This window comes from Micromonospora sp. WMMD558, assembly GCF_049315255.1.
GTDB lineage: Bacteria > Actinomycetota > Actinomycetes > Mycobacteriales > Micromonosporaceae > Micromonospora.
The window spans coordinates 1,313,500-1,333,901 of record NZ_CP186061.1 but is presented as its reverse complement, the minus strand read 5'-3'; the positions used below and the strand labels follow the sequence as shown (position 1 = coordinate 1,333,901).

Annotated in this window: 22 protein-coding genes and 2 pseudogenes; 7 read left to right on the top strand and 17 right to left on the bottom strand. The window is 75.0% G+C overall.

The features are described from left to right. Positions 1 to 18: 18 nt before the first annotated feature. From ACN26Y_RS06445 to ACN26Y_RS06430, 4 genes are read right to left on the bottom strand one after another with little or no spacing between them, the layout of a single operon-like run. Complete coding sequence (locus ACN26Y_RS06445; protein ID WP_155329410.1) at positions 19 to 945, bottom strand: MerR family transcriptional regulator; 927 nt, start codon at positions 943 to 945, stop codon at positions 19 to 21. Beyond that, on the bottom strand, positions 935 to 1,537 hold the full coding sequence (gene idi / locus ACN26Y_RS06440) for an isopentenyl-diphosphate Delta-isomerase (RefSeq protein ID WP_155329409.1): 603 nt from the start codon (positions 1,535 to 1,537) through the stop codon (positions 935 to 937). Before idi ends, ACN26Y_RS06445 begins: the two co-directional genes overlap by 11 nt. Further along, entirely contained in the window at positions 1,534 to 3,015 is a 1,482-nt protein-coding gene (gene crtI, locus ACN26Y_RS06435) for a phytoene desaturase family protein (protein ID WP_422734464.1), read from the bottom strand. The genes idi and crtI overlap by 4 nt, the downstream gene beginning before the upstream one ends. A gap of 32 nt (positions 3,016 to 3,047) precedes the next feature. Beyond that, entirely contained in the window at positions 3,048 to 4,202 is a 1,155-nt protein-coding gene (locus tag ACN26Y_RS06430) for a polyprenyl synthetase family protein (protein ID WP_155329407.1), read from the bottom strand. 65 nt (positions 4,203 to 4,267) lie between these two features. On the opposite strand from ACN26Y_RS06430, the gene ACN26Y_RS06425 reads away from it, so the two are divergent. From ACN26Y_RS06425 to ACN26Y_RS06410, 4 genes and pseudogenes are all read left to right on the top strand, one after another. Then, positions 4,268 to 5,179 (top strand): phytoene/squalene synthase family protein, encoded by a 912-nt coding sequence (locus tag ACN26Y_RS06425; protein ID WP_155329406.1) that lies wholly within the window; start codon positions 4,268 to 4,270, stop codon positions 5,177 to 5,179. Continuing rightward, the gene (locus tag ACN26Y_RS06420; protein ID WP_155329405.1) at positions 5,176 to 6,498 is read left to right on the top strand and encodes a cryptochrome/photolyase family protein; all 1,323 of its coding nucleotides are present in this window, start codon (positions 5,176 to 5,178) and stop codon (positions 6,496 to 6,498) included. Before ACN26Y_RS06425 ends, ACN26Y_RS06420 begins: the two co-directional genes overlap by 4 nt. Before the next feature lie 144 nt (positions 6,499 to 6,642). Further along, a pseudogene (locus ACN26Y_RS06415) lies at positions 6,643 to 7,648 on the top strand (FAD-dependent oxidoreductase); the annotation flags it as partial. A gap of 89 nt (positions 7,649 to 7,737) precedes the next feature. Continuing rightward, positions 7,738 to 8,109, top strand: a pseudogene (locus tag ACN26Y_RS06410) (NAD(P)/FAD-dependent oxidoreductase); the annotation flags it as partial. On the opposite strand, the gene ACN26Y_RS06405 reads toward ACN26Y_RS06410, so the two are convergent. Continuing rightward, the gene (locus ACN26Y_RS06405) at positions 8,102 to 8,866 is read right to left on the bottom strand and encodes a crotonase/enoyl-CoA hydratase family protein (protein WP_155329403.1); all 765 of its coding nucleotides are present in this window, start codon (positions 8,864 to 8,866) and stop codon (positions 8,102 to 8,104) included. The pseudogene ACN26Y_RS06410 and the gene ACN26Y_RS06405 sit on opposite strands and share 8 nt — an antisense overlap. A 103-nt stretch (positions 8,867 to 8,969) precedes the next feature. On the opposite strand from ACN26Y_RS06405, the gene bluB reads away from it, so the two are divergent. Continuing rightward, complete coding sequence (gene bluB, locus ACN26Y_RS06400; RefSeq protein ID WP_155329402.1) at positions 8,970 to 9,599, top strand: 5,6-dimethylbenzimidazole synthase; 630 nt, start codon at positions 8,970 to 8,972, stop codon at positions 9,597 to 9,599. A 102-nt stretch (positions 9,600 to 9,701) separates the two neighbouring features. Continuing rightward, positions 9,702 to 10,553: a Rieske 2Fe-2S domain-containing protein gene (locus ACN26Y_RS06395; protein WP_155329401.1), complete on the top strand. Its 852-nt coding sequence runs from the start codon at positions 9,702 to 9,704 to the stop codon at positions 10,551 to 10,553. A 138-nt stretch (positions 10,554 to 10,691) separates the two neighbouring features. Here the strand turns inward: ACN26Y_RS06395 and ACN26Y_RS06390 are convergent, their stop codons facing one another. Together ACN26Y_RS06390 and ACN26Y_RS06385 are read right to left on the bottom strand one after the other, a co-directional pair. Further along, the gene (locus ACN26Y_RS06390) at positions 10,692 to 11,855 is read right to left on the bottom strand and encodes a LysM peptidoglycan-binding domain-containing protein (protein ID WP_155329400.1); all 1,164 of its coding nucleotides are present in this window, start codon (positions 11,853 to 11,855) and stop codon (positions 10,692 to 10,694) included. A 14-nt stretch (positions 11,856 to 11,869) separates the two neighbouring features. Beyond that, the gene (locus ACN26Y_RS06385; RefSeq protein ID WP_155329399.1) at positions 11,870 to 12,259 is read right to left on the bottom strand and encodes a hypothetical protein; all 390 of its coding nucleotides are present in this window, start codon (positions 12,257 to 12,259) and stop codon (positions 11,870 to 11,872) included. A 96-nt stretch (positions 12,260 to 12,355) separates the two neighbouring features. Here ACN26Y_RS06385 and ACN26Y_RS06380 point away from each other — a divergent pair, with 96 nt between their 5' ends. Next, positions 12,356 to 12,670: a putative quinol monooxygenase gene (locus ACN26Y_RS06380; protein WP_155329398.1), complete on the top strand. Its 315-nt coding sequence runs from the start codon at positions 12,356 to 12,358 to the stop codon at positions 12,668 to 12,670. 8 nt (positions 12,671 to 12,678) lie between these two features. Here ACN26Y_RS06380 and ACN26Y_RS06375 read toward each other — a convergent pair whose 3' ends face one another. The 10 genes from ACN26Y_RS06375 to ACN26Y_RS06330 all read right to left on the bottom strand — a co-directional run bounded on the left by ACN26Y_RS06375 (position 12,679) and on the right by ACN26Y_RS06330 (position 20,233). After that, the gene (locus ACN26Y_RS06375; RefSeq protein ID WP_155329397.1) at positions 12,679 to 13,152 is read right to left on the bottom strand and encodes a TadE/TadG family type IV pilus assembly protein; all 474 of its coding nucleotides are present in this window, start codon (positions 13,150 to 13,152) and stop codon (positions 12,679 to 12,681) included. Further along, entirely contained in the window at positions 13,137 to 13,541 is a 405-nt protein-coding gene (locus tag ACN26Y_RS06370; RefSeq protein WP_155329396.1) for a TadE/TadG family type IV pilus assembly protein, read from the bottom strand. Before ACN26Y_RS06370 ends, ACN26Y_RS06375 begins: the two co-directional genes overlap by 16 nt. A 60-nt stretch (positions 13,542 to 13,601) precedes the next feature. Continuing rightward, the gene (locus ACN26Y_RS06365; protein WP_155329395.1) at positions 13,602 to 13,796 is read right to left on the bottom strand and encodes a hypothetical protein; all 195 of its coding nucleotides are present in this window, start codon (positions 13,794 to 13,796) and stop codon (positions 13,602 to 13,604) included. Positions 13,797 to 13,821: 25 nt separating this feature from the next. Further along, positions 13,822 to 14,688: a type II secretion system F family protein gene (locus ACN26Y_RS06360; protein ID WP_155333958.1), complete on the bottom strand. Its 867-nt coding sequence runs from the start codon at positions 14,686 to 14,688 to the stop codon at positions 13,822 to 13,824. Positions 14,689 to 14,794: 106 nt separating this feature from the next. Continuing rightward, a complete protein-coding gene (locus tag ACN26Y_RS06355) occupies positions 14,795 to 15,739 on the bottom strand; it encodes a type II secretion system F family protein (protein WP_155329393.1) in 945 nt (314 codons plus the stop codon). After that, positions 15,700 to 17,220 carry a CpaF family protein gene (locus ACN26Y_RS06350; RefSeq protein ID WP_422734463.1) on the bottom strand — a complete coding sequence of 507 codons (1,521 nt, stop codon included), beginning with the start codon at positions 17,218 to 17,220 and terminating at the stop codon, positions 15,700 to 15,702. Before ACN26Y_RS06350 ends, ACN26Y_RS06355 begins: the two co-directional genes overlap by 40 nt. Continuing rightward, positions 17,210 to 18,010: a ParA family protein gene (locus ACN26Y_RS06345; RefSeq protein WP_155329391.1), complete on the bottom strand. Its 801-nt coding sequence runs from the start codon at positions 18,008 to 18,010 to the stop codon at positions 17,210 to 17,212. Before ACN26Y_RS06345 ends, ACN26Y_RS06350 begins: the two co-directional genes overlap by 11 nt. Continuing rightward, positions 18,010 to 18,669, bottom strand: coding sequence for an SAF domain-containing protein (locus ACN26Y_RS06340; RefSeq protein ID WP_155329390.1), 660 nt, complete (start codon positions 18,667 to 18,669; stop codon positions 18,010 to 18,012). Before ACN26Y_RS06340 ends, ACN26Y_RS06345 begins: the two co-directional genes overlap by 1 nt. Next, positions 18,666 to 19,592: a hypothetical protein gene (locus tag ACN26Y_RS06335; RefSeq protein WP_155329389.1), complete on the bottom strand. Its 927-nt coding sequence runs from the start codon at positions 19,590 to 19,592 to the stop codon at positions 18,666 to 18,668. Before ACN26Y_RS06335 ends, ACN26Y_RS06340 begins: the two co-directional genes overlap by 4 nt. After that, positions 19,586 to 20,233 (bottom strand): hypothetical protein, encoded by a 648-nt coding sequence (locus ACN26Y_RS06330; protein WP_370463305.1) that lies wholly within the window; start codon positions 20,231 to 20,233, stop codon positions 19,586 to 19,588. The genes ACN26Y_RS06335 and ACN26Y_RS06330 overlap by 7 nt, the downstream gene beginning before the upstream one ends. Positions 20,234 to 20,402: the final 169 nt, after the last annotated feature.

The following is a 20,402-nucleotide window of genomic DNA, read 5'->3' as shown; positions in this document are numbered from 1 at the left end:
GCCGGGCGGGACGTGGGACTATTCCCTGGTCGACTGGTCCAGTGAGTCTCGGACGGCCACCGCGAGCGAGACCGCCTCGGCGAGGCCGACCGGCCGGACGACCCCCGCCGGCAGCGTCTCGGCCCGCCACCCGGGCCCGGCGGCGAGCACCAGCAGTGGCCGGCGGGGCGCCGCGAGCAACGCGGTGAGCTGCTCGGGGCCGGCGGTGTCGCGGGTGTGCGACCAGATCACCACGGCGGCCGGCCCGGTCCGGTTGACCGCCTCGAGTAGCGCCTCCACCGGCACCCGGGCGCCGAGCATCCGGTACGCGACGCCGGCCTCGGCCAGCGCCGCGCCGAGCGCCTCCAGCGGCAGGCTGTGCTGCTCCTCGTCGGCGCAGGAGAGCAGGATGCGGGGTGGACCGCCGGGCGCGTGGGCGCGGGCGACCGCGGCCAGCACCTCCGAGACGCACCGGGACACGAGGTGCTCGACCTCGATGAGTGCGGCCGTGGCGGCGTGCCGTTCGCCGATCCCGACGAGGACGGGACGCAGGAGCCCGTCCCAGGTGGCGACGACCCCCTCGACCTGGATGGTGCGGGCGATCGTTTCGTTGATGACGACCGAGTCCAGCCGCATGGCGGCGCGAGCCAACCCGCGGGCCGCCGGACCGGCACGCCCCACCGGGATGGTGCCACCCCCGTCGCGGGTGCGGGCCGCGCGGGCACTCGGCACGGCGCCGGGCGCCTGGCGGGCCCAGCGGGCAGCCTCGGCCGGGGCGATCCCCTCGGCGGTGAGCCGCCGCATGATCTCCAGGCGCGCGAGGTCGGCCGGCGTGTACCGGCGGTGGTGCCCCGGGACGTGCTCGCTGGGCCCGAGCCCGTATCGCTGGTGCCAGGTACGCAGCGTCGTCACGGCGACTCCCAGCCGCCGGGCGACGGCCCCCGCGCTCAGCGCCTCATCCGCCACCCGACCGCTCCGCGGCGTCAGAGGCGCCCGGCTGGAGCGCGGCGGAACCGGCCGGACCGGCGGGATACAGGAGGCGGTTCACCACCCCGCCCAACCAGGGGGCGTACGCGTACGGGTCGGCGTCGAGGTCGGCTTCCAGCTCGACGGGGTCCACCCAGCGCAGCTCGGCGACCTCGTCCGGGTCCGGGTGCAGGGGGGTGTCCGGTGGGAGGACACCACGCAGGACGTGGTCGTACTCGAACTCGACCCGGCCGGTCGCCGGGTCCTCGGCGTAGTAGACGTACACCCCGACCTCGGTCAGTTCGACCGGGCCGACGCCCAGCTCCTCGGCGAGCCGCCGGTTGGCGGCGACGGTCAGGGACTCACCGGGACCCGGGTGCCCGCAGCAGGAGTTGCCCCACCGCAGGGGGAAGCGGGTCTTCACCGCCGCGCGGCGCTGGAGCAGCACCCGGCCCGCCGGGTCGACGAGCAGCACCGAGAAGGCCCGGTGCAGCTTCCCCGGCGGCTGGTGCGCGGCGGACACGGTGGTCCGACCGGTCGCCCGACCGGCGTCGTCCACCAGCTCGACCTGGTGGGCTTCGCGGGCGGTCACCGGCGGCTTCCCGTCACGCGGGCGGCGGCGAGCTTGCCGGAGATCAGCACCATCGGCACGCCGACGCCGGGTTGTGTGCCGGAGCCGACGAAGACCACGTTGCCCAGGCCGCGGTGCAGGTTGGACGGGCGGAACGGGCCGGTCTGGAAGAGGCTGTGCGCGGAGGCGAACGGGGTGCCGGCGGCCATGCCCTGCGCCGCCCATTCGGCGGGGGTGATCGTCCGCAGCACCTCGATGCCGTCCCCGAAGCCCACGTAGCCGCGCTCCTCCAGCGTCCCCACCAGCCGGTCGGCGTAGCGGTCGGCGAGGCCACCCCGCCAGTCGAGCGGCGCCCGGTCGAGGTTGGGCACCGGCGCCAGCACGTAGTAGGTGTGCCGGCCGGCCGGCGCCACCGACGGATCGGTCCGGCTGGGGTTGGTGACCAGCAGCGACGGGTCGCTCATCAGGTCACCGCGCCGGATGACCTCGTCGAAGGTGCCCCGCCACGACCGCCCGAAATGGATGTTGTGGTGAGCGATCTTCCCATAATCCCGCGTCGACCCGACGTGCAGGACCACGCAGGACGGCGAGTAGGTCAGCCGGCGCGGCCGGGCCGGCGGGAGCAGGTCCCGGTACGCGACCGGCAGGTCGGGGTTGAGCACCACCACGTCCGCCGGGACGAACTCGCCCTCCGCGGTGCGCACGCCGGTGGCGCGGTCACCGGCCGTCTCCACTCGGGTGACCGTGGTGCCGTACCGGAACTGCACGCCGTGCTTCTCGGCCGCGCCGGCCATCGCGCGGGAGACCGCGTGGATGCCGCCGCGCGGGAAGTACACCCCGGCCACGGAGTCGAGGTACGCGATGACCGCGTAGATGGCCAGCGCGTCGTGCGGGGCGAGCCCGGCGTACATCGCCTGGAACGAGAAGATCCGTTGGGTGCGCGGGTCCCGGAAGAACTGGTTGATCTTCGTCTGGAGCCGGCGGAACGCGCCGTTGGCGAGCAGTTTGAGCAGGTTGCCGGTGAGCAGGTCGGTCGGCGCGTCGAGGTTGCGCTCGATGAAGTCGGCCCGCTCCAGCCGCCACAGGTCACGCGCGTAGTCCACGAAGCGCAGGTAGCCGTCGGCCTCGCGGGGCCCGCAGACCTTCGCGATCTCGGCGGCCATCCGGGTGGTGTCGGTGATGACGTCGAGGGTCGAGCCGTCCGGGTAGTACGCCCGGTACGCGGGGTCGAGCGGGGTCAGGTCCAGCCAGTCGTCCAGTTCCTCGCCGACCGCGCCGAGCGCCTCGGCGATCAGGTCGGGCATGGTGAGCACGGTGGGGCCGGTGTCGAACTCGTACCCGTCGACGGTGAGCCGACCGGCCCGGCCGCCGGGCGCCGGCTCGCGTTCGAGCACCGTCACCTGCCGGCCGCTGCCGGCCAGGTGCAGCGCGCACGCCAGCCCGCCGAGACCGGCGCCGACGACCACGACCCGGTCGGTACGCCCGTTCACGGTGCGCACGCCGCGACCACCTCCTTGTGCGAAGTTGCCCATCATGCCCGCCGGTTCGTCGTGGCGACGGCGAGGCCGGTCAGCGCGGTGCGCGCGGTCCGGTCGATCGACGGGTTGTCGAGGGCGGCCAGCGCCTCGGCGACCCGGTCGGAGATCATCCGCTCGACGCGGTCGACTGCACCGGTGTCGGCGACCAGTTCCGCCAGCCGCGCGATCTCACCGTCGCCGGTGCCGGCGCCGATCCGGTCGAGCGCGCGGCGCTGCGCCGGGCCGGCCAGGTGGCGGGCCAGCATGAGCAGCGCGGTCGGCTTCCCGGTGCGCAGGTCGTCGCCGGCCGGCTTCCCGGTGGTCGCCGAGTCGCCGTAGACGCCGAGCAGGTCGTCGCGGAGCTGGAACGCCTCGCCGACGGCCAGCCCGTAGCGGGTGTACGCGGCGATCAGCGGCCCGTCGACGTCGCCACCCGCCAGCGCCGCGCCGAAGAGCAGCGGCCGCTGCACGGTGTAGCTCGCGGTCTTGTACCGGGCGACCCGCAGCGCCCGGTCCACCGACCAGTTCGCCGCGTCGTTCTCGCCGAGGACGTCCAGGTACTGCCCGGCCACCGTCTCCACGCGCATCTGGTCGTAGCAGCGCCGGACGTCGAGCAGGCGTGCCGGCGGCAGGGCGGTGTGGGAGAGCAGCCGGTCGGCCCAGACCATGCAGAGGTCGCCGATCAGCACCGCGACCGCCTCGCCGAACCGGCCGGAGTCGCCGCGGTGGCCGGCGGCGGCGTGCTGCGCGGCGACCACCACGTGCGCGGCTGGCCGGCCGCGCCGGGTCGCGGACGCGTCCATCACGTCGTCGTGCACCAGCGCGAACGTGTGCAGCAGCTCCAGCGCGGCGAGCGCCGGCAGCACGGGTGCCGTCGGCTCGGCGACGCCGACCACGCCGCGCCAGCCCCAGTACGCGAACGTCGGGCGCACCCGCTTGCCACCGGCCAGGACGCAGTCGCGCGCGGTCGCGGCGAACCCGCCCATCGCCGCGTCGATTTCGGTCAGCGCGTCGACCTCGGCGGCGAGGAAGGCGGCGAGAGTGTCGTCCACCCCCGTGACCAGGTCCTCTGTGTACGCGGCCGGGACCGCGCGGATCGGGTCGTCCCGCACCGCCGGGCGTGCCGGCGGTGCACGGAGCGCGTCGCCCGCAACTGCGTCGTTAGCCATGTGGGCGAGCGTACCCTAGAGTTACGAGTTGCGTCGATTGGTGCGTCGATAGGAGGGAGGGGCCGGTGGACACGAATCTCACCGCTGCCTATGACCGTTGCCGTGACCTGCACCGACGTCACGGTCGTACCTACTATCTCGCCACCCGGTTGCTTCCCGCCTGGAAACGGCGGCATGTTCATGCGCTGTACGGATTCACGCGCTACGCGGACGAGATCGTTGACCGCACCGAGGACCTGCGCCCGGCCGAGCGGGCCGCCCGCCTCGACGACTGGGGCGGCCGGTTCGTCGCCGGCCTGCACGGCGAGCCGGTCGACGACCCACTGCTCCCCGCCGTCCTGCACACCATCGCCGTCTTCGATCTCGACCGGGACGACTTCGCGTCGTTCCTGAAGAGCATGGCGATGGACCTGACCGTCCACTCGTACCGCACCTACGACCACCTGCTCGACTACATGGAGGGTTCGGCGGCGGTCATCGGCACGATGATGCTGCCGATCCTGGGCAGCTCCGACCCGGTGGCGGCCCGGGAGCCGGCCCGCCAGCTCGGTTTCGCCTTCCAGCTGACGAACTTCATCCGGGACGTCGCCGAGGACCTCGACCGTGGTCGCACGTACCTGCCCGACGAGGACCTGGCGCGCTTCGGGGTCACCCGCGACGACCTGCTCGCCGCCCGCGCGGCCGGACGCGCCACCGAGCCGATCCGCGAACTCGTCCGGTACGAGGTCACCCGCGCCCAGGAGCACTACGCCGCCGCCGCGCCGGGCGTCACGATGCTCGCCCCCGCCTCGCAGGCCTGCATCCGCACCGCGTACGCGCTCTACGGCGGGATCCTCGGCGAGGTGGCCGCCCAGGACTTCGACGTCTTCGCCCGCCGGGCCGTCGTGCCGGGGCGACGCCGGCTGGCGGTGGCCGCCCGCGCCCTGCTCACCCCGACCGGCACCCCGGTCACGGTTCCCGGCCCGCCGGTCCGGTGACGTCGCGTACCGCGATCGTGCTCTTCACCCGCGACCTGCGGGTGCACGACCACCCGGCGCTGGCGACCACCTGCGCCGCCTTCGACCGGGTGGTGCCGCTGTACGTGCTCGACCCGGCGCTGGCCGGCCGCTCGCCGAACCGGACCCGCTTCCTGCACCAGAGCCTCGCCGCCCTGCGCGAGGCGCTGCGGAAGCGGGGCGGGGACCTCGTGGTCCGGCACGGCGACCCGGTCGTCGAGACGGTGAAGCTGGCCGAGGAGGTGGGCGCGGCGGGGATCGCCCTCTCCGCCGACGTCAGCCGGTACGCCCGCCGCCGCGAACGCCGGCTGCGCGACGACTGCCGGCGGCACCGGGTCGCGCTGCGGACCTTCCCCGGCCTGACCGTCGTCGAGCCGGGTGCGTTGACGCCCGGCGGCGGCGACCACTACCGGGTCTTCAGCCCGTACCACCGGGCGTGGAGCGGCCACCGGTGGCGGGCGGAACTGGCGGCGCCCCGCCGGGTCAGCCTCCCCGCGGGGGTACGGGTCGGACGGCTGCCGGCGCCGCCGGCCGGAGAGTCGCCCGACGCCGTACCCGGTGGCGAGGACGAGGCGCGGCGCCGGTTGTCCCGGTGGCTGCCCACCCTGCCCCGCTACGACGACCTGCACGACGACCTGGCCGGGGACGGCACCTCGCGGCTCAGCCCGTACCTGCGCTGGGGTTGCCTGTCTCCGCTCGCCGTGGCGAACGCGGCCGGTGACCGCGGCTCGCCGTTCGTCCGGCAGATCTGCTGGCGGGACTTCTACTACCAGGTCACCGGCGCGTTCCCCGACATCGGCGCGAGGGCGTACCGGCGCGGGGCCGCCGAGGACTGGCGGTACGACGACGACGCCCTCGCGGCCTGGACCGAGGGACGGACGGGGGTGCCCGTCGTGGACGCCGGTATGCGGCAGCTGCGGGCGCAGGGCTGGATGCACAACCGGGCCCGGCTCGTCACCGCCGGCTACCTGACCAGGAGCCTCGGGCTGGACTGGCGTCCCGGCGTCGCGGTCTTCTTCCGCTGGCTGCTCGACGGGGACGTCGCGAACAACTCCGGCAACTGGCAGTGGGTGGCCGGCACCGGCAACGACACCCGGCCGTACCGGAGCTTCAACCCGGTCCGGCAGGCGCAGCGGTACGACCCGGACGGCGCGTACGTCCGGCGGTGGGTCCCCGAGCTGGCGGCGGTGGGCGGCGGGGCGGTGCACCAGCCGTGGCGGCTGCCCGACGAGGTACGCCGGACCCTCGACTACCCGCCGCCGCTGTCGGCCCCGGGCAGCGACCCGGTCTGGCTGCGCTGACCCGGGTCACCGCCAGACGGTGACCTCGAGGATCCGCCCGCCGCCGTCCGGTATCCGTCAGCGACGCCGCCCGGAGGTTACGGAACCGGGAATTCCCCCGGTGGGTGCTGGTTGGGCCGGCAGTCGGTGCGGAATGCTGACGGGATGGCGGAGCCGCAGATCGTGGACGTGGTCGTTGTCGGGCTCGGCGTCGGCGGGGAGGAGGTCGCCGGCCGGCTCGCCGAGGCCGGGCTGAGCGTCGTCGGCGTCGAGCGGAGCCTGGTCGGGGGCGAGTGCCCGTACTGGGGGTGCATCCCGAGCAAGATGATGATCCGGGCGGCCAACGCGATCGCCGAGGCGCGGCGTGTCGACGGCCTCGCCGGGACGGCGCAGGTCCGCCCCGACTGGGCGCCGGTGGCGAAGCGGATCCGCGAGGAGGCCACCGACACCTGGGACGACCGCGCGGCCGTGGACCGGTTCGTCGGGAAGGGCGGCCGGTTCGTCCGCGGCAGCGGGCGGCTCGACGGTCCTGGCCGGGTCCGGGTCGGCGACCAGGTCTTCCAGGCCCGGCACGGGGTCGTGCTCGGCACCGGCACCCGCCCGTCCGTTCCGCCGGTCGACGGGCTGGCGGACACCCCGTACTGGACGAACCACCAGGCGATCGAGGTCGAGGAGCTGCCGGAGTCGCTGCTGGTGCTCGGCGGCGGCGCGATCGGGCTGGAGCTGGCGCAGGTCTTCGCCCGGTTCGGCGTCCGGGTCACCGTCGTCGAGGCGCTGGACCGGGTGCTCGCCGTCGAGGAGCCCGAGGCGTCCGAGGCGGCCGCCGCCGCGCTGCGGGCCGACGGCGTGAAGATCCACACCGGAGTGACCGCCGAGCGCGTCGACCACGACGGGCGGCGGTTCACGCTGCACGCGGGCGGGACCGCGTACACCGCCGACCGGCTGCTGGTCGTGACCGGCCGCCGGGCGCACCTCGACGAACTGGGCCTGGACAGCGTCGGCGTCCGGGCGGACCAGCGTTACCTGGCGGTCGACGACCGCCTGCGGGTCACCGACGGGATCTGGGCGGTCGGCGACGTCACCGGCGAGGGCGCCTTCACCCACGTCGCCATGTACCAGGCCGGCATCGTCGTCGCCGACCTGCTCGACCACTTCCGGCGGGCCGGCAGCACGCCGGACGCCAGCGGCACCGCCAGTGTGACGGGCGGCGCGATGGGCGCGGCGAGCACCCACGCCGTGAGCGGTTCGAGCGGCTCGGCCGGGACGGTTCCGCGAGCCGACTACCGGGCGCTGCCCCGGGTCACCTTCACCGACCCGGAGGTCGGCGCGGTCGGGCTCACCGAGCAGCAGGCCCGGCAGCGGGGGATCAACGTCCAGGTCGGAACGGCGCAGCTCGGCTCGTCGACGCGCGGCTGGATCCACCGCGCCGACGGCTTCGTCAAGCTGATCGCCGACGCGGACCAGGGGGTGCTGGTCGGCGGCACGTCGGTCGGGCCGGCCGGCGGCGAGGTGCTGTCCGCGCTGGCGGTCGCCGTGCACGCGGCGGTACCGCTGGCCCAGCTCCGCCACATGATCTACGCGTACCCGACGTTCCACCGCGCCATCTCGGAGGCGCTGCGCGAGCTCAGGTAGCCGGTGCGCCGTGCCGGCCGGCCCCGGCCGCGAACCGGGCCGCCCCCGCCAACGCGTCGGTGGCCAGCGAGTCCATGCCGTACCGCAGCTCGGCCGCCAGGGCTTCGGGCTCCGCAAGCGCCGCGGTCGCCAGCACCGACGCCCGGTCGTTACGCAGGCAGGTCTGCGGGTGCCGGGCGATCTCCGCCGCGAGCCGCTCGGCCGCCGTCCGGGCCTCACCCGGCGCGACCAGCCGGTTCACCAACCCCATCGCGTACGCCTCGTCGGCCGGCACCGGCCGGCCGGTGAGGATCAGGTCCATCGCCCGGCTCTCGCCGATCAGCCTCGGCAGCCGGACCGTGCCGCCGTCGATCAGCGGTACGCCCCACCGCCGGCAGAGGACCCCGAGCACCGTGTCGGACTCGGCGACCCGCAGGTCGCACCAGAGCGCCAGTTCGAGGCCGCCGGCGACCGCGTACCCGGAGATCGCCGCGATCACCGGCTTGGACAGCGCCATCCGGGTCGGGCCCATCGGGCCGTCCCCGTCCGGCTCGACGCGGTTGCCGCGCGGGGTGCCGATCGCCTTCAGGTCCGCCCCGGCGCAGAACGTGCCGCCGGCGCCCCACAGCACGGCCACCGCCGCCTCCGGGTCGGCGTCGAAGGCGCGGAACGCGTCGGCCAGGGCCCGGGCGGTGGGACCGTCGACGGCGTTGCGCGCGTCCGGCCGGTCCAGGATCACCGTGGTCACCGCTCCGGCGTGCTCGACGCGTACACCCATCGGCACAGCATGCCCCCGGCGGTGCCGGCGCGCCAGGTGCCATCCTGGTGCACGATCTTGCGGAGTGCCCCGCGAGAGCGGGCGAGCGTAGCGGAGCCTGCCCATGGACCTGTACGACGTCATCCACCGCCGCCGGGACGTGCGGGCGCAGTTCACCGGGGCGCCGGTGCCCGACGACGTGCTGCACCGGGTGCTCACGGCGGCGCACGCCGCGCCGAGCGTCGGCTACTCGCAGCCGTGGGACTTCGTCGTCGTCCGCGACCCGGAGCTGCGCCGGCGCTTCCACGACCACGTCAGCGCCGAGCGGGAGGTGTTCGCGGCGACGCTGGACGGAGCGGCGGCCGAGCGGTTCGCCCGGATCAAGATCGACGGTGTGCTGGAGTCCAGCCTGTCCGTCGTGGTCACCTACGACCACTCACGGGGTGGGCCGGCGGTGCTCGGCCGGCACGCCATCGCCGACACCGGCCTCTACTCCGCCTGCCTCGCCATCCAGAACCTCTGGCTCGCCGCCACCGCCGAAGGGCTCGGCGTCGGGTGGGTCTCCTTCTACCGGGAGGAGTGGCTGGCCGGCCTGCTCGGCATCCCGGCCGGGATCCGGCCGGTGGCGTGGCTCTGCCTCGGCCCGGTCACCCATTTCGAGGCCGTACCCGACCTGGAGCGCCACGGCTGGCGGCGGAAGCGCCCGCTCGCCGAGGCCGTCCACGTCGACCGCTGGGGCGCGACCGCGGGTTGACGCGTGGCGGTGCGCTCCGCCCACGACCGCCGTCTGGTCGGCGTCACCCGGTTGCCGACCGGACGGGGTTTACGGCCCGTTTCGCCGGGAAGTGGATACCCCGTGCGAGCGCTACTGACCAAGATCGAGCAGACGTCCCGGCTGGACCGGATCGGGGACCCGCTCCAGCGGGCGGTCCAGGCCACCCTCCGCCCGCAACGCGTCCGCGACCTCCTGCACGGCGTCTGGCTGGGCCACCCGCTGCACCCGGCGATGGTGCAGGTTCCGGTCGGCGCCTGGATCAGCACCGCGGTGCTGGACCTGATGCCGGGTCAGCGACGCGCCGCCACCACCCTCTGCGCCGTCGGCACGGTCAGCGCGGTGCCGGCCGCCGTGGCCGGGCTCAACGACTGGGCGGCCCTCTCCCGGGACCAGCGGCGGATCGGCCTCCTGCACGCCGCCTCCAACACGATCGGTCTCGCCTGCTACGCCGGGTCGGTCGCCGCGCGGCTCGCCGGCAACCACCGGCTCGGCCGTACGCTCGGCTGGCTCGGCCTCACCGCGGCGAGCGTCGGCGCGTACGTGGGCGGGCATCTCGCGTACAAGCAGGGTGCCCAGGTCAACCAGAGCATCTCCGAGCTGCACCGGATGAGCGAGGGCTGGCACTCGATCGCGGACATGTCCGCGCTGCCACAGCGCACGCTGGTCACCCGCGAGATCGACGACGTGTCGGTGATCCTGTACCGGCACGGCGACGACGTCACCGTGATGCTGGAGCGCTGCCCCCACCAGAGCGGCCCGCTCGGTGAGGGTGAGGTGCAGGAGATCGACGGCCACGCGTGCGTGGTGTGCCCCTGGCACGGCAGCACGTTCCGCCTCAACGGCGGCGAGGTCGTGCACGGCCCGTCCGCGAACGACCAGGTCGTCCTGCCCACCCGGGTGGTGGACGGAGTCCTGGAGGCCCGCCTCCCGTGACGCGGCACCGCCCGACCGTTGCCGCCCATGATCGGATACGCCGCACCGACTCGACACGCCGGTCCGACCGTCCCTGAGCCGTATCCGATCTTGCGCTGTGCGGAGTGGACGCGCGGATGATCGGCCCCGCCGGCGGCGTCAGTCCCTCCGGTGCCGTCCGCTCGGAAGCTCCCGCTGGTGCCGGGCCGTCGCCGCGCCCCGGCCCGTTACGACCCGGACGGTGGCCGGGCGGCGGCGCAGGCCGAAAACCGCGCCGATCTGCGCGCCGATGATGCTCGACACGGCCAGGATCGCCGACACGGCGAGCGGTCGGTTCACCCGGTCCGGGTCGCCCGGTCGGGCCGCGCCCACCGTCACGGCCGGCCCGCCTCTCGGAGCCGTGGCGGACGGCTCGTCCGGCGCCGGCCGTTCCGGGGCCGGCACGGGCGCCGCCGGTGGCCGCGGGGTCGGGCGGGCCACCAGCCGGCCGGTGGCGTGCGGGCGGGCACCCCGGTCCTCGGCCTCGGCCGGCAGCCGCAGCAGCTGTCCCGGGTGGATCCGGTCCGGGTCGGCCAGCCGGTTCATCCGTGCGAGGGTCCGGTACTCGCCGAAGCTGTCCAGGTACCGCTCGGCGATCGAGCCGAGGTGGTCGCCCTTCGCCACCCGGTAGACCGGCGCGCGGCCGGCCTGGTCGCGGGGAGTGGTCGGTGTGCTGGCCCGGGCCGGCGACGCGCCCAGCGCTTCCCGCGTGATCCGTGCCGCCTGGTGTGGCGTGGCCAGGGCCGGTGCGGCGAGCACGGGACGGTCGACGCCGGTCGGTGCGGCGAACGCCGGGCGGTCGAGCGCACGAACCGTGGACCCGGTCGCGTGGTGCGGCGCTGCCAGCGTCGTGGCGGTCGGCGGCGTGGCGAGCGCCGGTGGCCCCGCCGCGACCGCCGCCGCGCTCGCCGCCGCCGGGCTGGCCGCCAGGATCAGCGCGACGGACCCGACCAGCGTGGCGGCGGCCCGCTGCTGCCGGCTCATCCCGGGCAGCCGGGGCGCCGGCCGGCGCAGCACCAACGCGCCCAGCTCGACCAGGACCGACAGCGCGAAGGTGGCCCACCCCGCCCAGCCGGCCAGCGCGAGCGCCCGCAGGAACAGTTGCCCGTCGTCGCGGCTGGTCAGCACCGCGCCGACCTCGGCGAGCGTGGGCACCTGGTCGGGCAGCGGGTTGCCGGCCAGCGCGAGCAGCGCCACCGGTGCCCCGACCAGCAGCGCGCAGAGCAGGACGAGCGCCCCGAAGCCGGTGAGGACCCGTCCGACGGTACGAGCCGGTGTGGCCATGGCTGCCTTCCTTCCTACGGCGCGCCGGTGAGCGCCCGGGCGGTCGCCTCGCCGGAGACGGTGACGGTGTCGTCGAAGCCGACGAGGCCGAGCAGGGACCTCTGGTACGTGACGGTGACGCGGACCCGGACGACGGTCTCCCCGTCGACCACGGGGAAGCTGACCGTGTGGCTGGTGGCGCCGGCGGCGGTCAGGTAGGCGGCCACCGCACGGCGGGCCTGCGGCTGGTCGATCCGCTTCGGCCCGCCCTCGATCGCGGCGGCCCGGTCGATCGACTGGCCACCGACCCGGGCGGCCTCGGCGGCGAGGTTGTCGGCCCGCTGCAACGAGCGCAGCTGCCCGGCCCCGTCGAAGGCGAGCGCGACGATCGTCAAGATGCCGATCGCGGTCACCGCCAGGAACACGCTGACGCGGCCGGAGTCGCCCCGGGCGTGTCGTACGGCCGGGGCATGCTCGGCGGTACCGGTGGGCGCCCGGTCCGCCGGAGGGAGGGGGATGTCATGGCGTTCGGATACGTGGGCTCGATGCGGGCCAGGCCGGGGCGTCGCGCGGAGGTGGTGGCGATCCTCCTCGAGGCCGCCGACCAGGTCGCCTCGGCCGGGTGCTCCCTCTACGCGGTCGGCGTCTCCGAGACCGACCCGGATCTGATCGTCGTCAGCGAGATCTGGCGGTCCCGGGAGCACCACGCCGCGTCCCTCCAGCTTCCGGAGACCCGCGCCGCCATCGAGCGGGCGATGCCGATGCTGACGGGTGAGTTCACCGGCCAGGAGCTGAACGTGGTGGGCGGCCTCGGCGTCCCGGCGGCACTGTCCTGAGCTGGCGCTCATCCCCGGCTCCGGTAGCGGTCCAGCGGTGACGTGAAGCTCGCCGTCACCCGCTTGCCGGTGGGCATCCCGGGCAGCACCGACAGGTGCACGTCGGACAGGTCGACCGAGCAGGAGATCCGCACGGTGACTGAGGCGTCCTGGCCGACCGGGCTGTGGAACGCCGCGTCGAAGCTGGTCGGCCGTCCGTTCACGGTGCCGCTGAAGGCGAGGGTGGGCGTACCGGCGCAGTTGAGCCGGCGCCAGTCGAGCAGCCGGACGGCCGCCTCCCGGGCCTCGCGGCGGGCGGTGCCGGCGTCCCGGGAGATGGAGGCGGCGCGCGCGGCGTCGTGGGCGGCGGCGTCGACGGCCTCGGCCGCCACCGCGGTACGCCCCGCGACGCCGGCCAGCACGAGCAGCGCGATGAAGGCCGGCGCGAGGATCGCCACCTCGACCGAGACGGAACCACGCTCGCGGCTCACGGCGTCGTCCACCGTTCCACGGTCCCGTGCGCGCTCTGGCGCACCGGGAAGTCCACACCGGGGACGACGGAGAGCGAGCGGCCGCTGACCGTGCAGGTCACGTCGGTCGCGCTGGTCACGCAGCTCGGGCCCGGTGACGTCCAGCCGACCAGCCAACCGCCGGCCGCCGCCAGGAACCGCCGCGCGCGGGCCTCGCCGGCCCCCGGTGGGGCCTGGTGGACGCGCTGCGCGTTGACCGCGCTCTGTGCGGCGTTCAGCGCCGTCGACCGGGCGACGAACCAGGCGGCCACCTGGATGGACCCGAAGAGCAGCACGAAGATCACCGGCATGACTACGGCCAGCTCGACCGGACTGGCTCCCCGGTCACCACCGCCGAGCGGGTCGACCGCGACGGCGCGCATGCCGCATCGCCGGGCGGTGTCGTCCGCCCGGCGACCGGCCGGCAACGTTCGGCGCATCGATCAGGGCGCGGTCGGAATGGCGTTCATCCAGTTCTGCGCACGGGCCGCGACCAGCGCGGTGACGGTGAGCGCGGCGGCGACCAAGCCGAAGATGATCACGGCGGTGGGGACCGGGCTGTCGCCCCGCTCGCCGTCACGGCGCAACTCGGCGAGCCGCGCGACCAGCGCGACGTGCAGGTACGTGATCAGAGACATCGGGTGCTCCTTGTCGGGGTGGCCGTCAGAGACGGGCGAGGAACGGGTACGTGGCGAAACCGAGCAGGACGAACACGAGCAGGGCGCCCGGGATGTCGAGCCGACTGGTCACCCCCTCTGCCCGGGCCAGGTTGTCGGTGCGGATCTGGTCGCGTAGGGAGTCAGCGCGGCTGCGCAGGGTCTCGTGCACCTGTGCCCCCTCGCTGCCGGACGAGCGCATGATCGCGCCCACGTCGCCGAGTTCCGGGATACCGATGCGGTCGGCGAGTTCCCGCAGTTCGTCCCAGGGGGAGTGCATCTGGAGCTGGGCGAGCCGCAGCGACTCCCGGATCCGGTCGAAGACCCAGCCGTCGCAGACCTCCGCCGCCCGTTCCAGGGACTGCACCGGGCCGTGCGCTGCGGAGAGCTGCAACGCCACCAGGTCGAGGTACGTGCAGACGGCCGCCCGGAACTCGTCGCGGGCGGCGTCCGCCTTCGCGAGCACCGCCCGGTGCGCGAGCAGCGCGCACACCAGGGCGAGGCCCAGACTGCCCAGCACCGGTACGGCCACCGGCAGCCGTACGCCCACGGTGGCGAGGGCGACGCTCAGCAGACTCGGTGCGGCGAGCCCGATCAGGGCGGAGAGCAGGAGCGACAGGGCGTACTGCTCCGGTGTGCGGTCGAGCAGGGCGAGTTGCTGATGCGGTGGCCGCAGCCAGCGGGCCAGGCCGGACAGCCATTCCAGCCGCCGGTCGGCCGGGGCGACCGCGCGGGCGCCGGGCGGCTGGTGCAGCCGTCGCAGCGCGGGTCCGAGCGCCGGGGTCGCCGGTACGAGTTCCCGGACCACCAGGAAGACGCCGAGCCCGATCGCCGACCCGGCGGCCACCGCGACGACGAGCTGCCAGTTGCCGATCACCGGAGCCACCTTTCGTTCGCGGCTGCGGGGCTCACAAGCTCGACGGGCCTTCCGGCTCGGCCGCGTCCCACGCGAGCCGCCCCGGAATGCTCGCTCCTCGCGCTCACGCGATCACCTCGTGCGGGTCGGGGGCCGGCAGGAAGCGGGCCGGCCGCTGCGGCTGGCTCATCGCACGTACCCAGGCCAACAGGGCGATGAAGGCCGCGCCGAGCAGCGCCATGACGAGCTGACCGATGGGGGTTCCGTACGGGCGGATGTAGTCGGTGTTGAGCAGGCCGTACGCGATCGTGGTCAGGGTCATGCCGGTGAGGAACCGGACCGCGAACCGGGGCTGGGTGCGCTTCGCCTCGACCTCCCGCCGGGTCGCGACCTCGGCGGCGGCGGCCGACGCGATCGAGCCGAGCACGTCGCCGAGTCGGTCGCCGCGGTCGGTGAGGTGCAGGATCAGCGCCGCCACCACCTGGTCGCACACCGGGTCGGCGATCTCGTCGGCGAACGCCAGCAGGGCGGGGCGGGCCAGCCATCCGGCCTGGAGGCGGGCGGCGAGCAGCCGTACCTCCTCCTGGATCTCCTCCGGCGCGGTGGCGACGGTGCCGGTGATCGCGGCCTGGAGGCCCTGGCCGGTCGCGGAGACGTCCTTGAGCCGGCGGGTCCACTCGCCGACCGCCTCGATCCGGGCGATGGCCCGCTGCTCGGCCCGGCCGACGGAGAACAGCCAGGGGGTGCCGGGCACCGCCACGGCGACCAGCAGGCCGACCACCGGCAGCCCGGTCACCAGGAAGGCCAGCGCGCCGGCCAGCACGGCGCCGACGAGCAGTGCCTGGTGGGCCCGCTGCTCGCGGGGGGTGGCCCCGGGACCGCGCCAGAACCGGGCGAGTCCCGGCCCGGCGCCCGGGCGGGGTCCGGCCGGCCGGCGGGTGCCGACGATCGCCACGACGGCCAGCAGCAGCCCGGCGACGCAGGCGGCGCCGGAGGCGACCGCGACGAGTTCGATGTCGACCACGGAACTCACCGCCGGCCCAGCCGGGTCTGCCGGGGACGTCGCCACGCGCCGGTGCCGGCCTCGATCCACCGGCCCAGCAGCCGGGCGTCGTAACCGACCCGGAGGAGCTGGTTGCGGATCCGCTCCGGCAGGTGCCGGGGGACCGCCCGGCCGTCCGGTCCCGGCCCGAAGACCGTGGTGGTGGTGATCCGGTTGCCGTCACCGACGCCGATGACCTCGTCGACGTGCGAGACGAAACGGTGCTTGCGTCCGCCGATCGCCGTCTCGTCCTCGACGGTGACGTAGACGATGAGGTCGAGCGCGTTGCCCGCCATCCGCCGGGCCTGGTCGACCGTCATCTCGCGGCCGTGCGCCAGCGCCAGCTCGATGATCCGCTCGCCGACGCCGGCCGGTGTCCGGGCGTGGATCGTGCACATCGAGCCCCGGCTGGTCGTCATCGCCTGGAGCATCGGCACGATCTCCCGGGACCGGACCTCGCCGACGATGATCCGCAGCACGCCCATGCGCAGCGAGACCGGGATCAGATCGGCGATGCTGACCTCGCCGGCCGGGCGGCCGTCCGGCCCCCGCTCGCCGTGCCCCTCCCGGGCCTCGAAGCTCATCACCGCCCGGTGCCGGTGCCCCCGCCGGGCGGGCAGCAGCTCCCGGCTCTCCTCCAGCAGCACGTACGGCTCGTCCGGCGGGATCTCGTTCATCAGCGCCCGGATGACCGTGGTCTTCCCGGCCCCGGCCAGGCCGGCGACCATGATGTTCAGCCCGGCGCGCAGGGCCGCGCGGAGGAAGTCGCGCAGCAGCGGGTCGACCATCTCGTCCAGGTCGCCCCGGCCGCCGGCGATGTCGTCCAGGCTCACGTCGAGCGTGTTGTGCTTGCGGATCACCGCGTACGGGCGGTGGCTGACCAGGAACACGGCGGCGAGGCGGCTGCCGTCGGGCAGTTGCAGGTCGAGAGTGGGCTTCGACGTCGACAGGGAGCGTTCGGTGGCGCCCGCCCGCCGGGCCGCCGCCTGGAGGATCTCCACCAGCTCGTCGTCGCTGTCGGCGATCGGCTCGGCCCAGTCGACGCCGCCGCCGTGCCGGGTGATGCGCACCTGGTCGCAGCCGAGGATGTGCACCTCCTCGATGGTGTCGTCGACCAGCAGCGTCTGGAGCCGGCCGAGCCCGGCCAGCTCGGCGGTGACCTGGTCCAGCAGGAGACGTTCCTCGCCGGCCGCCATCGGGGTGCCGGCCCGGCGGACCGCGTCCGCGTACTCGGCGACGACCGCGACCGCCAGCCGGGCGCGCTCGGTGTCCTCGGCGTCGGCGTCGAACTCCCGGCCGCGCTGCCAGAGGGTGAGCCGTTCGCTGAGTTCCCGGCGCAGCTCCCGGACCACCTGGAAGTCCACGCGGGGGCGCGGGGGCGCCTCCGGCGGCGGTGCCGGGACCGGCGTCGGATGGTGCCGGCCGTTCGGCGGCGGCAGGGGTGGCGCGATCGACGTCGCGGTGGGCGCGTGCCGGCGGGGGTCGGCGGAGACCGGTTCAAACCGCATCCGGCACCCCCTGCGCCACCGGCCAGGCCAGGCGGGCCCGCCGCCGGTCCAGCAACGCTCCGACCGGCACCTCCAGCGCGCTCGCCGCACGCATCAGCGGCCGTCCGGCCCGCACCGTGCCGCCCAGGGCCAGCACCCCGGCGGTACGCGGGTCGTGCGGCAGCCGTGCGATGACCGGCAGCCGCAGGGCCTTGCTGACCTCGCTGCGCCCGTGCCCGCCGCCGACCAGCAGCAGTCGCAGGGTGCCCGCGGGCACCCGGTGCTCGGTGAAGTCCCGCTCGATCGCCCGGACCAGGGCGCGGGTGGCGGACAGGTCGGGCAGCCGGGCGTTGGTGACCACCAGCACCACCGAGGCGGCGCGCAGGATCGGCCAGGGCGGGCCGGCCACGTGCAGGCGTCCGCAGTCGACGAGCACGTCGTACGCGGGGTCGCCGCGGTCCAGCCCGGCGAAGAAGTCGGCGAACCGCTGCCACAGCGGGACGACGCTGCCCGCCTGGGCGGGATCAACGACGCCCGGCAGCAGCAGCCGTTCCCGCTTCGGGGCGTCCAGGTCGACCAGCTGCGACCAGAACGCCGTCTCCAGGTTGCCGTCGCGCAGCTCCCCGACGGCCAGCTCGCCGATGCCCCGGGGCCCGTCGAGCGCGCCGCCGAGGTAGCCGGCGAGCACCGACCCGCCGGCCGGGTCGCACTCGGCGAGCACCAGCCGCCGGTGCCAGGTGAGCGCGCAGGCCAGCGCGGAGGTGGTGACGCCCGGCGACCCCTTGGCGGCGACCAGCGCGATGATCGCCATCAGGCCGCCTCGGTGAGGGCGACGGCGATCCGGTCCTGGGCGACCAGCGCCGCCACCGCCGGTACGTCCCGGACGGCGAGCGCCACGTACACGACGACCTCGTCGTCGTTCTCGGTGGTCGTCGTGTCGATGACGGTGGCCTCGAAGCGGGTGACACCGGTGGCCGGCCGGTCGTCGTTCCCGGCCGGGGTGCTGACCAGCAGCACCTTGTCGCCGGGGTGCAGCTTGCGGGCCGGCACCTGGGACGGTTCGAGACCCAGAGCGAGCTGCTGCTGCCCGGGGCCGAGGAGGGGCTCGTCGGTGAGCTGGTCCATGGTCAGCAACGTCCCGGGGACGAGCGCGACCTTCGCCCGCTTGCCGACCACGTCGTCCCGCCGGCCCACCGGCACCGGGGCGAGCCCCTGGCCGCCGGCGACCTGCACGGTCACCAGGTCGTCCGCGCCGATTGTCCGGCCGACCTCGACCGGGCGGGCGATCGCCAGGTAGCTGCCGGTGGCGCGGACCGAGGTGACGGCGAACGCCGCCCCGAGCCCGCCGAGAGCGATGAGGAGGACGGCCAGGCCGAGCAGCCCGGGGCGCATCCGGCGTTGCCGGACCACCCTGGGCGGGACGACCGGGGCGTCCACCGGTCCGGTTCCGTTGCGCGTCGCGAGGCTCACTCCGCCACCACCTGTAGTTCGTTGATCTGGATCGGGACCGTGCCGCTCGTCCGGGTGACCGGGATGACGTCGCTCTCGCCGCCACCGCGCCAGGTCACCGACCAGTGCGTGGTGGCGCCGACCCGGTACGTCCCGGCCTTCGGGTAGCCGCTGTGGTAGCCGCAGTCGGGGGAGCGCTTCCCGGCGTGCGCTCCGGTGGAGCTGTAGGGGGTTCCGGGGCCGGCGCAGGTGACCCTCTCCCCGTTGCCCATGTCCCAGACGATGCGGTCGACCCGCGCCTCGATGGCGACGGTCAGCCCCCGGTCGGAGGCGGACGCGCGCAGCGGGCCGAAGTAGTTGTCGCCCCGGCTGGCCCACATCCACACCGGCAGCCCGACGAGCCCAGGGCCGATCTGCCGGCGCGGTGCGACCGCCACGCGCGGCGGGAGCAGGTCGATCGAGGCGAGCGCGCGCCGGGCCAGCTCCTCCGGGTCGGGTGGGGCGCCGTAGCCGGGCGGCGGCGAGTCGCGCAGCTCCAGCCGCTGGGAGCCGAGGTCGCCGCCGTTGCAGGTCAGCACGTACCACTGCTGGCCGGCGGGAGTGTTCGCCGGCTGCGGCTCGGCCAGCTTGTAGTAGCAGCCGTCGCCGTTGTTGAACCAGCCGAGCACCTGGTCGTAGCAGGGGATGACGCGGCCGTTCCACTGGCAGGTGCCCCCGCCGCCTCCGTCGCCGCCCCCACCGTCGCCACCACCCGGGCCGCCGGTCCCACCGCCCGGGGTGCCCGGGTCGTCGTCCCAGACGTCGCAGTTGGTCTGGCCGGGCGGGCACTCCGCGCCCGGCGGGTCGGCCCAGCCGACGGCTGGCACGGACCCGGCGACCATCGCGGCGGCCAGGGCCAGGCCGGCGAGCATCCGGCGGCGTGACCGCCCGCCCCGGGTCAGCACGGCTGGTCCTCGTGCGAGGCGCCGGCGCTGATCAGCCAGCGGCCGTCGGGGTAGCGGGTGGCGGTCGCGGTGGCCAGGTGCCGGGTGCCCCGGCTGCCCGGCACCACCCGCTTGTCGCGGGCGTAGACCAGCCGCCAGCCGGTCGCGTCGAGGCAGTCCTGGATCTCCACGGTGGGCGGGACGGCGTCAAGGTCGACGGCGGTGACGGTGGGGTCGGAGACCAGCGTGCCGACGCGTACGGCACCGTGCTCCTTCGCGGTGCGGATCGCGAGGCGGACCCGGGTCAGCAACGGGTCGGCGAGGAATGTGGACAGTTCCGGATGCTGCGGATCGCTGCGTCCGCTCGCCTTCCGGGACGCGGCGAGATATCCGGAGTACGCGGCGAGCGCGGCTTTCCGGGCGGTGTGTTCGTCGGCCCCGGACCGCACCCGGGCGGGTGCCCCGTCATCGGCCGCCGTCGCGGCGGTCGCTCCCCGGTCGGTGCCGCAGCCCGTCGCGGCGCCGAGCACCGCGACCGTCACCAGGTACGCCACAACGTCCCTGAGCTGCCGTTCTAGCACTGTCGCGCCTCCTCGTCGGCATCCCGGCGGCCGGTGTCCCGGCGGATCCGGGCGTGCGGAAGCGCGGCCGAATGACCACATCCGGACCTGTGGAAAAACGCATCCGCATTTACCGTGACTGATCTTTACAAATGCAAATCCCTGTGCCGTCCCGGTCGAAAGATCGAGGGTTGCATCGCACCCAAGGGGCGAGCATAGGCTGACGGTCGCCGATGCAACAGAGGCAATTCAAGCGAACACGCTGCGTGAT

Coding starts and splice junctions, on each gene's coding strand:
- ACN26Y_RS06430 (WP_155329407.1), bottom strand. CDS start 4,202: ATGGCTAACGACGCAGTTGCGGGCGACGCGCTCCGTGCACCGCCGGCA.
- ACN26Y_RS06350 (WP_422734463.1), bottom strand. CDS start 17,220: ATGCGGTTTGAACCGGTCTCCGCCGACCCCCGCCGGCACGCGCCCACC.
- ACN26Y_RS06405 (WP_155329403.1), bottom strand. CDS start 8,866: ATGGGTGTACGCGTCGAGCACGCCGGAGCGGTGACCACGGTGATCCTG.
- ACN26Y_RS06330 (WP_370463305.1), bottom strand. CDS start 20,233: ATGTGGTCATTCGGCCGCGCTTCCGCACGCCCGGATCCGCCGGGACAC.
- bluB (WP_155329402.1), top strand. CDS start 8,970: ATGGACCTGTACGACGTCATCCACCGCCGCCGGGACGTGCGGGCGCAG.
- ACN26Y_RS06390 (WP_155329400.1), bottom strand. CDS start 11,855: ATGGCCACACCGGCTCGTACCGTCGGACGGGTCCTCACCGGCTTCGGG.
- ACN26Y_RS06380 (WP_155329398.1), top strand. CDS start 12,356: ATGGCGTTCGGATACGTGGGCTCGATGCGGGCCAGGCCGGGGCGTCGC.
- ACN26Y_RS06345 (WP_155329391.1), bottom strand. CDS start 18,010: ATGGCGATCATCGCGCTGGTCGCCGCCAAGGGGTCGCCGGGCGTCACC.
- ACN26Y_RS06365 (WP_155329395.1), bottom strand. CDS start 13,796: ATGTCTCTGATCACGTACCTGCACGTCGCGCTGGTCGCGCGGCTCGCC.
- ACN26Y_RS06370 (WP_155329396.1), bottom strand. CDS start 13,541: ATGCGCGCCGTCGCGGTCGACCCGCTCGGCGGTGGTGACCGGGGAGCC.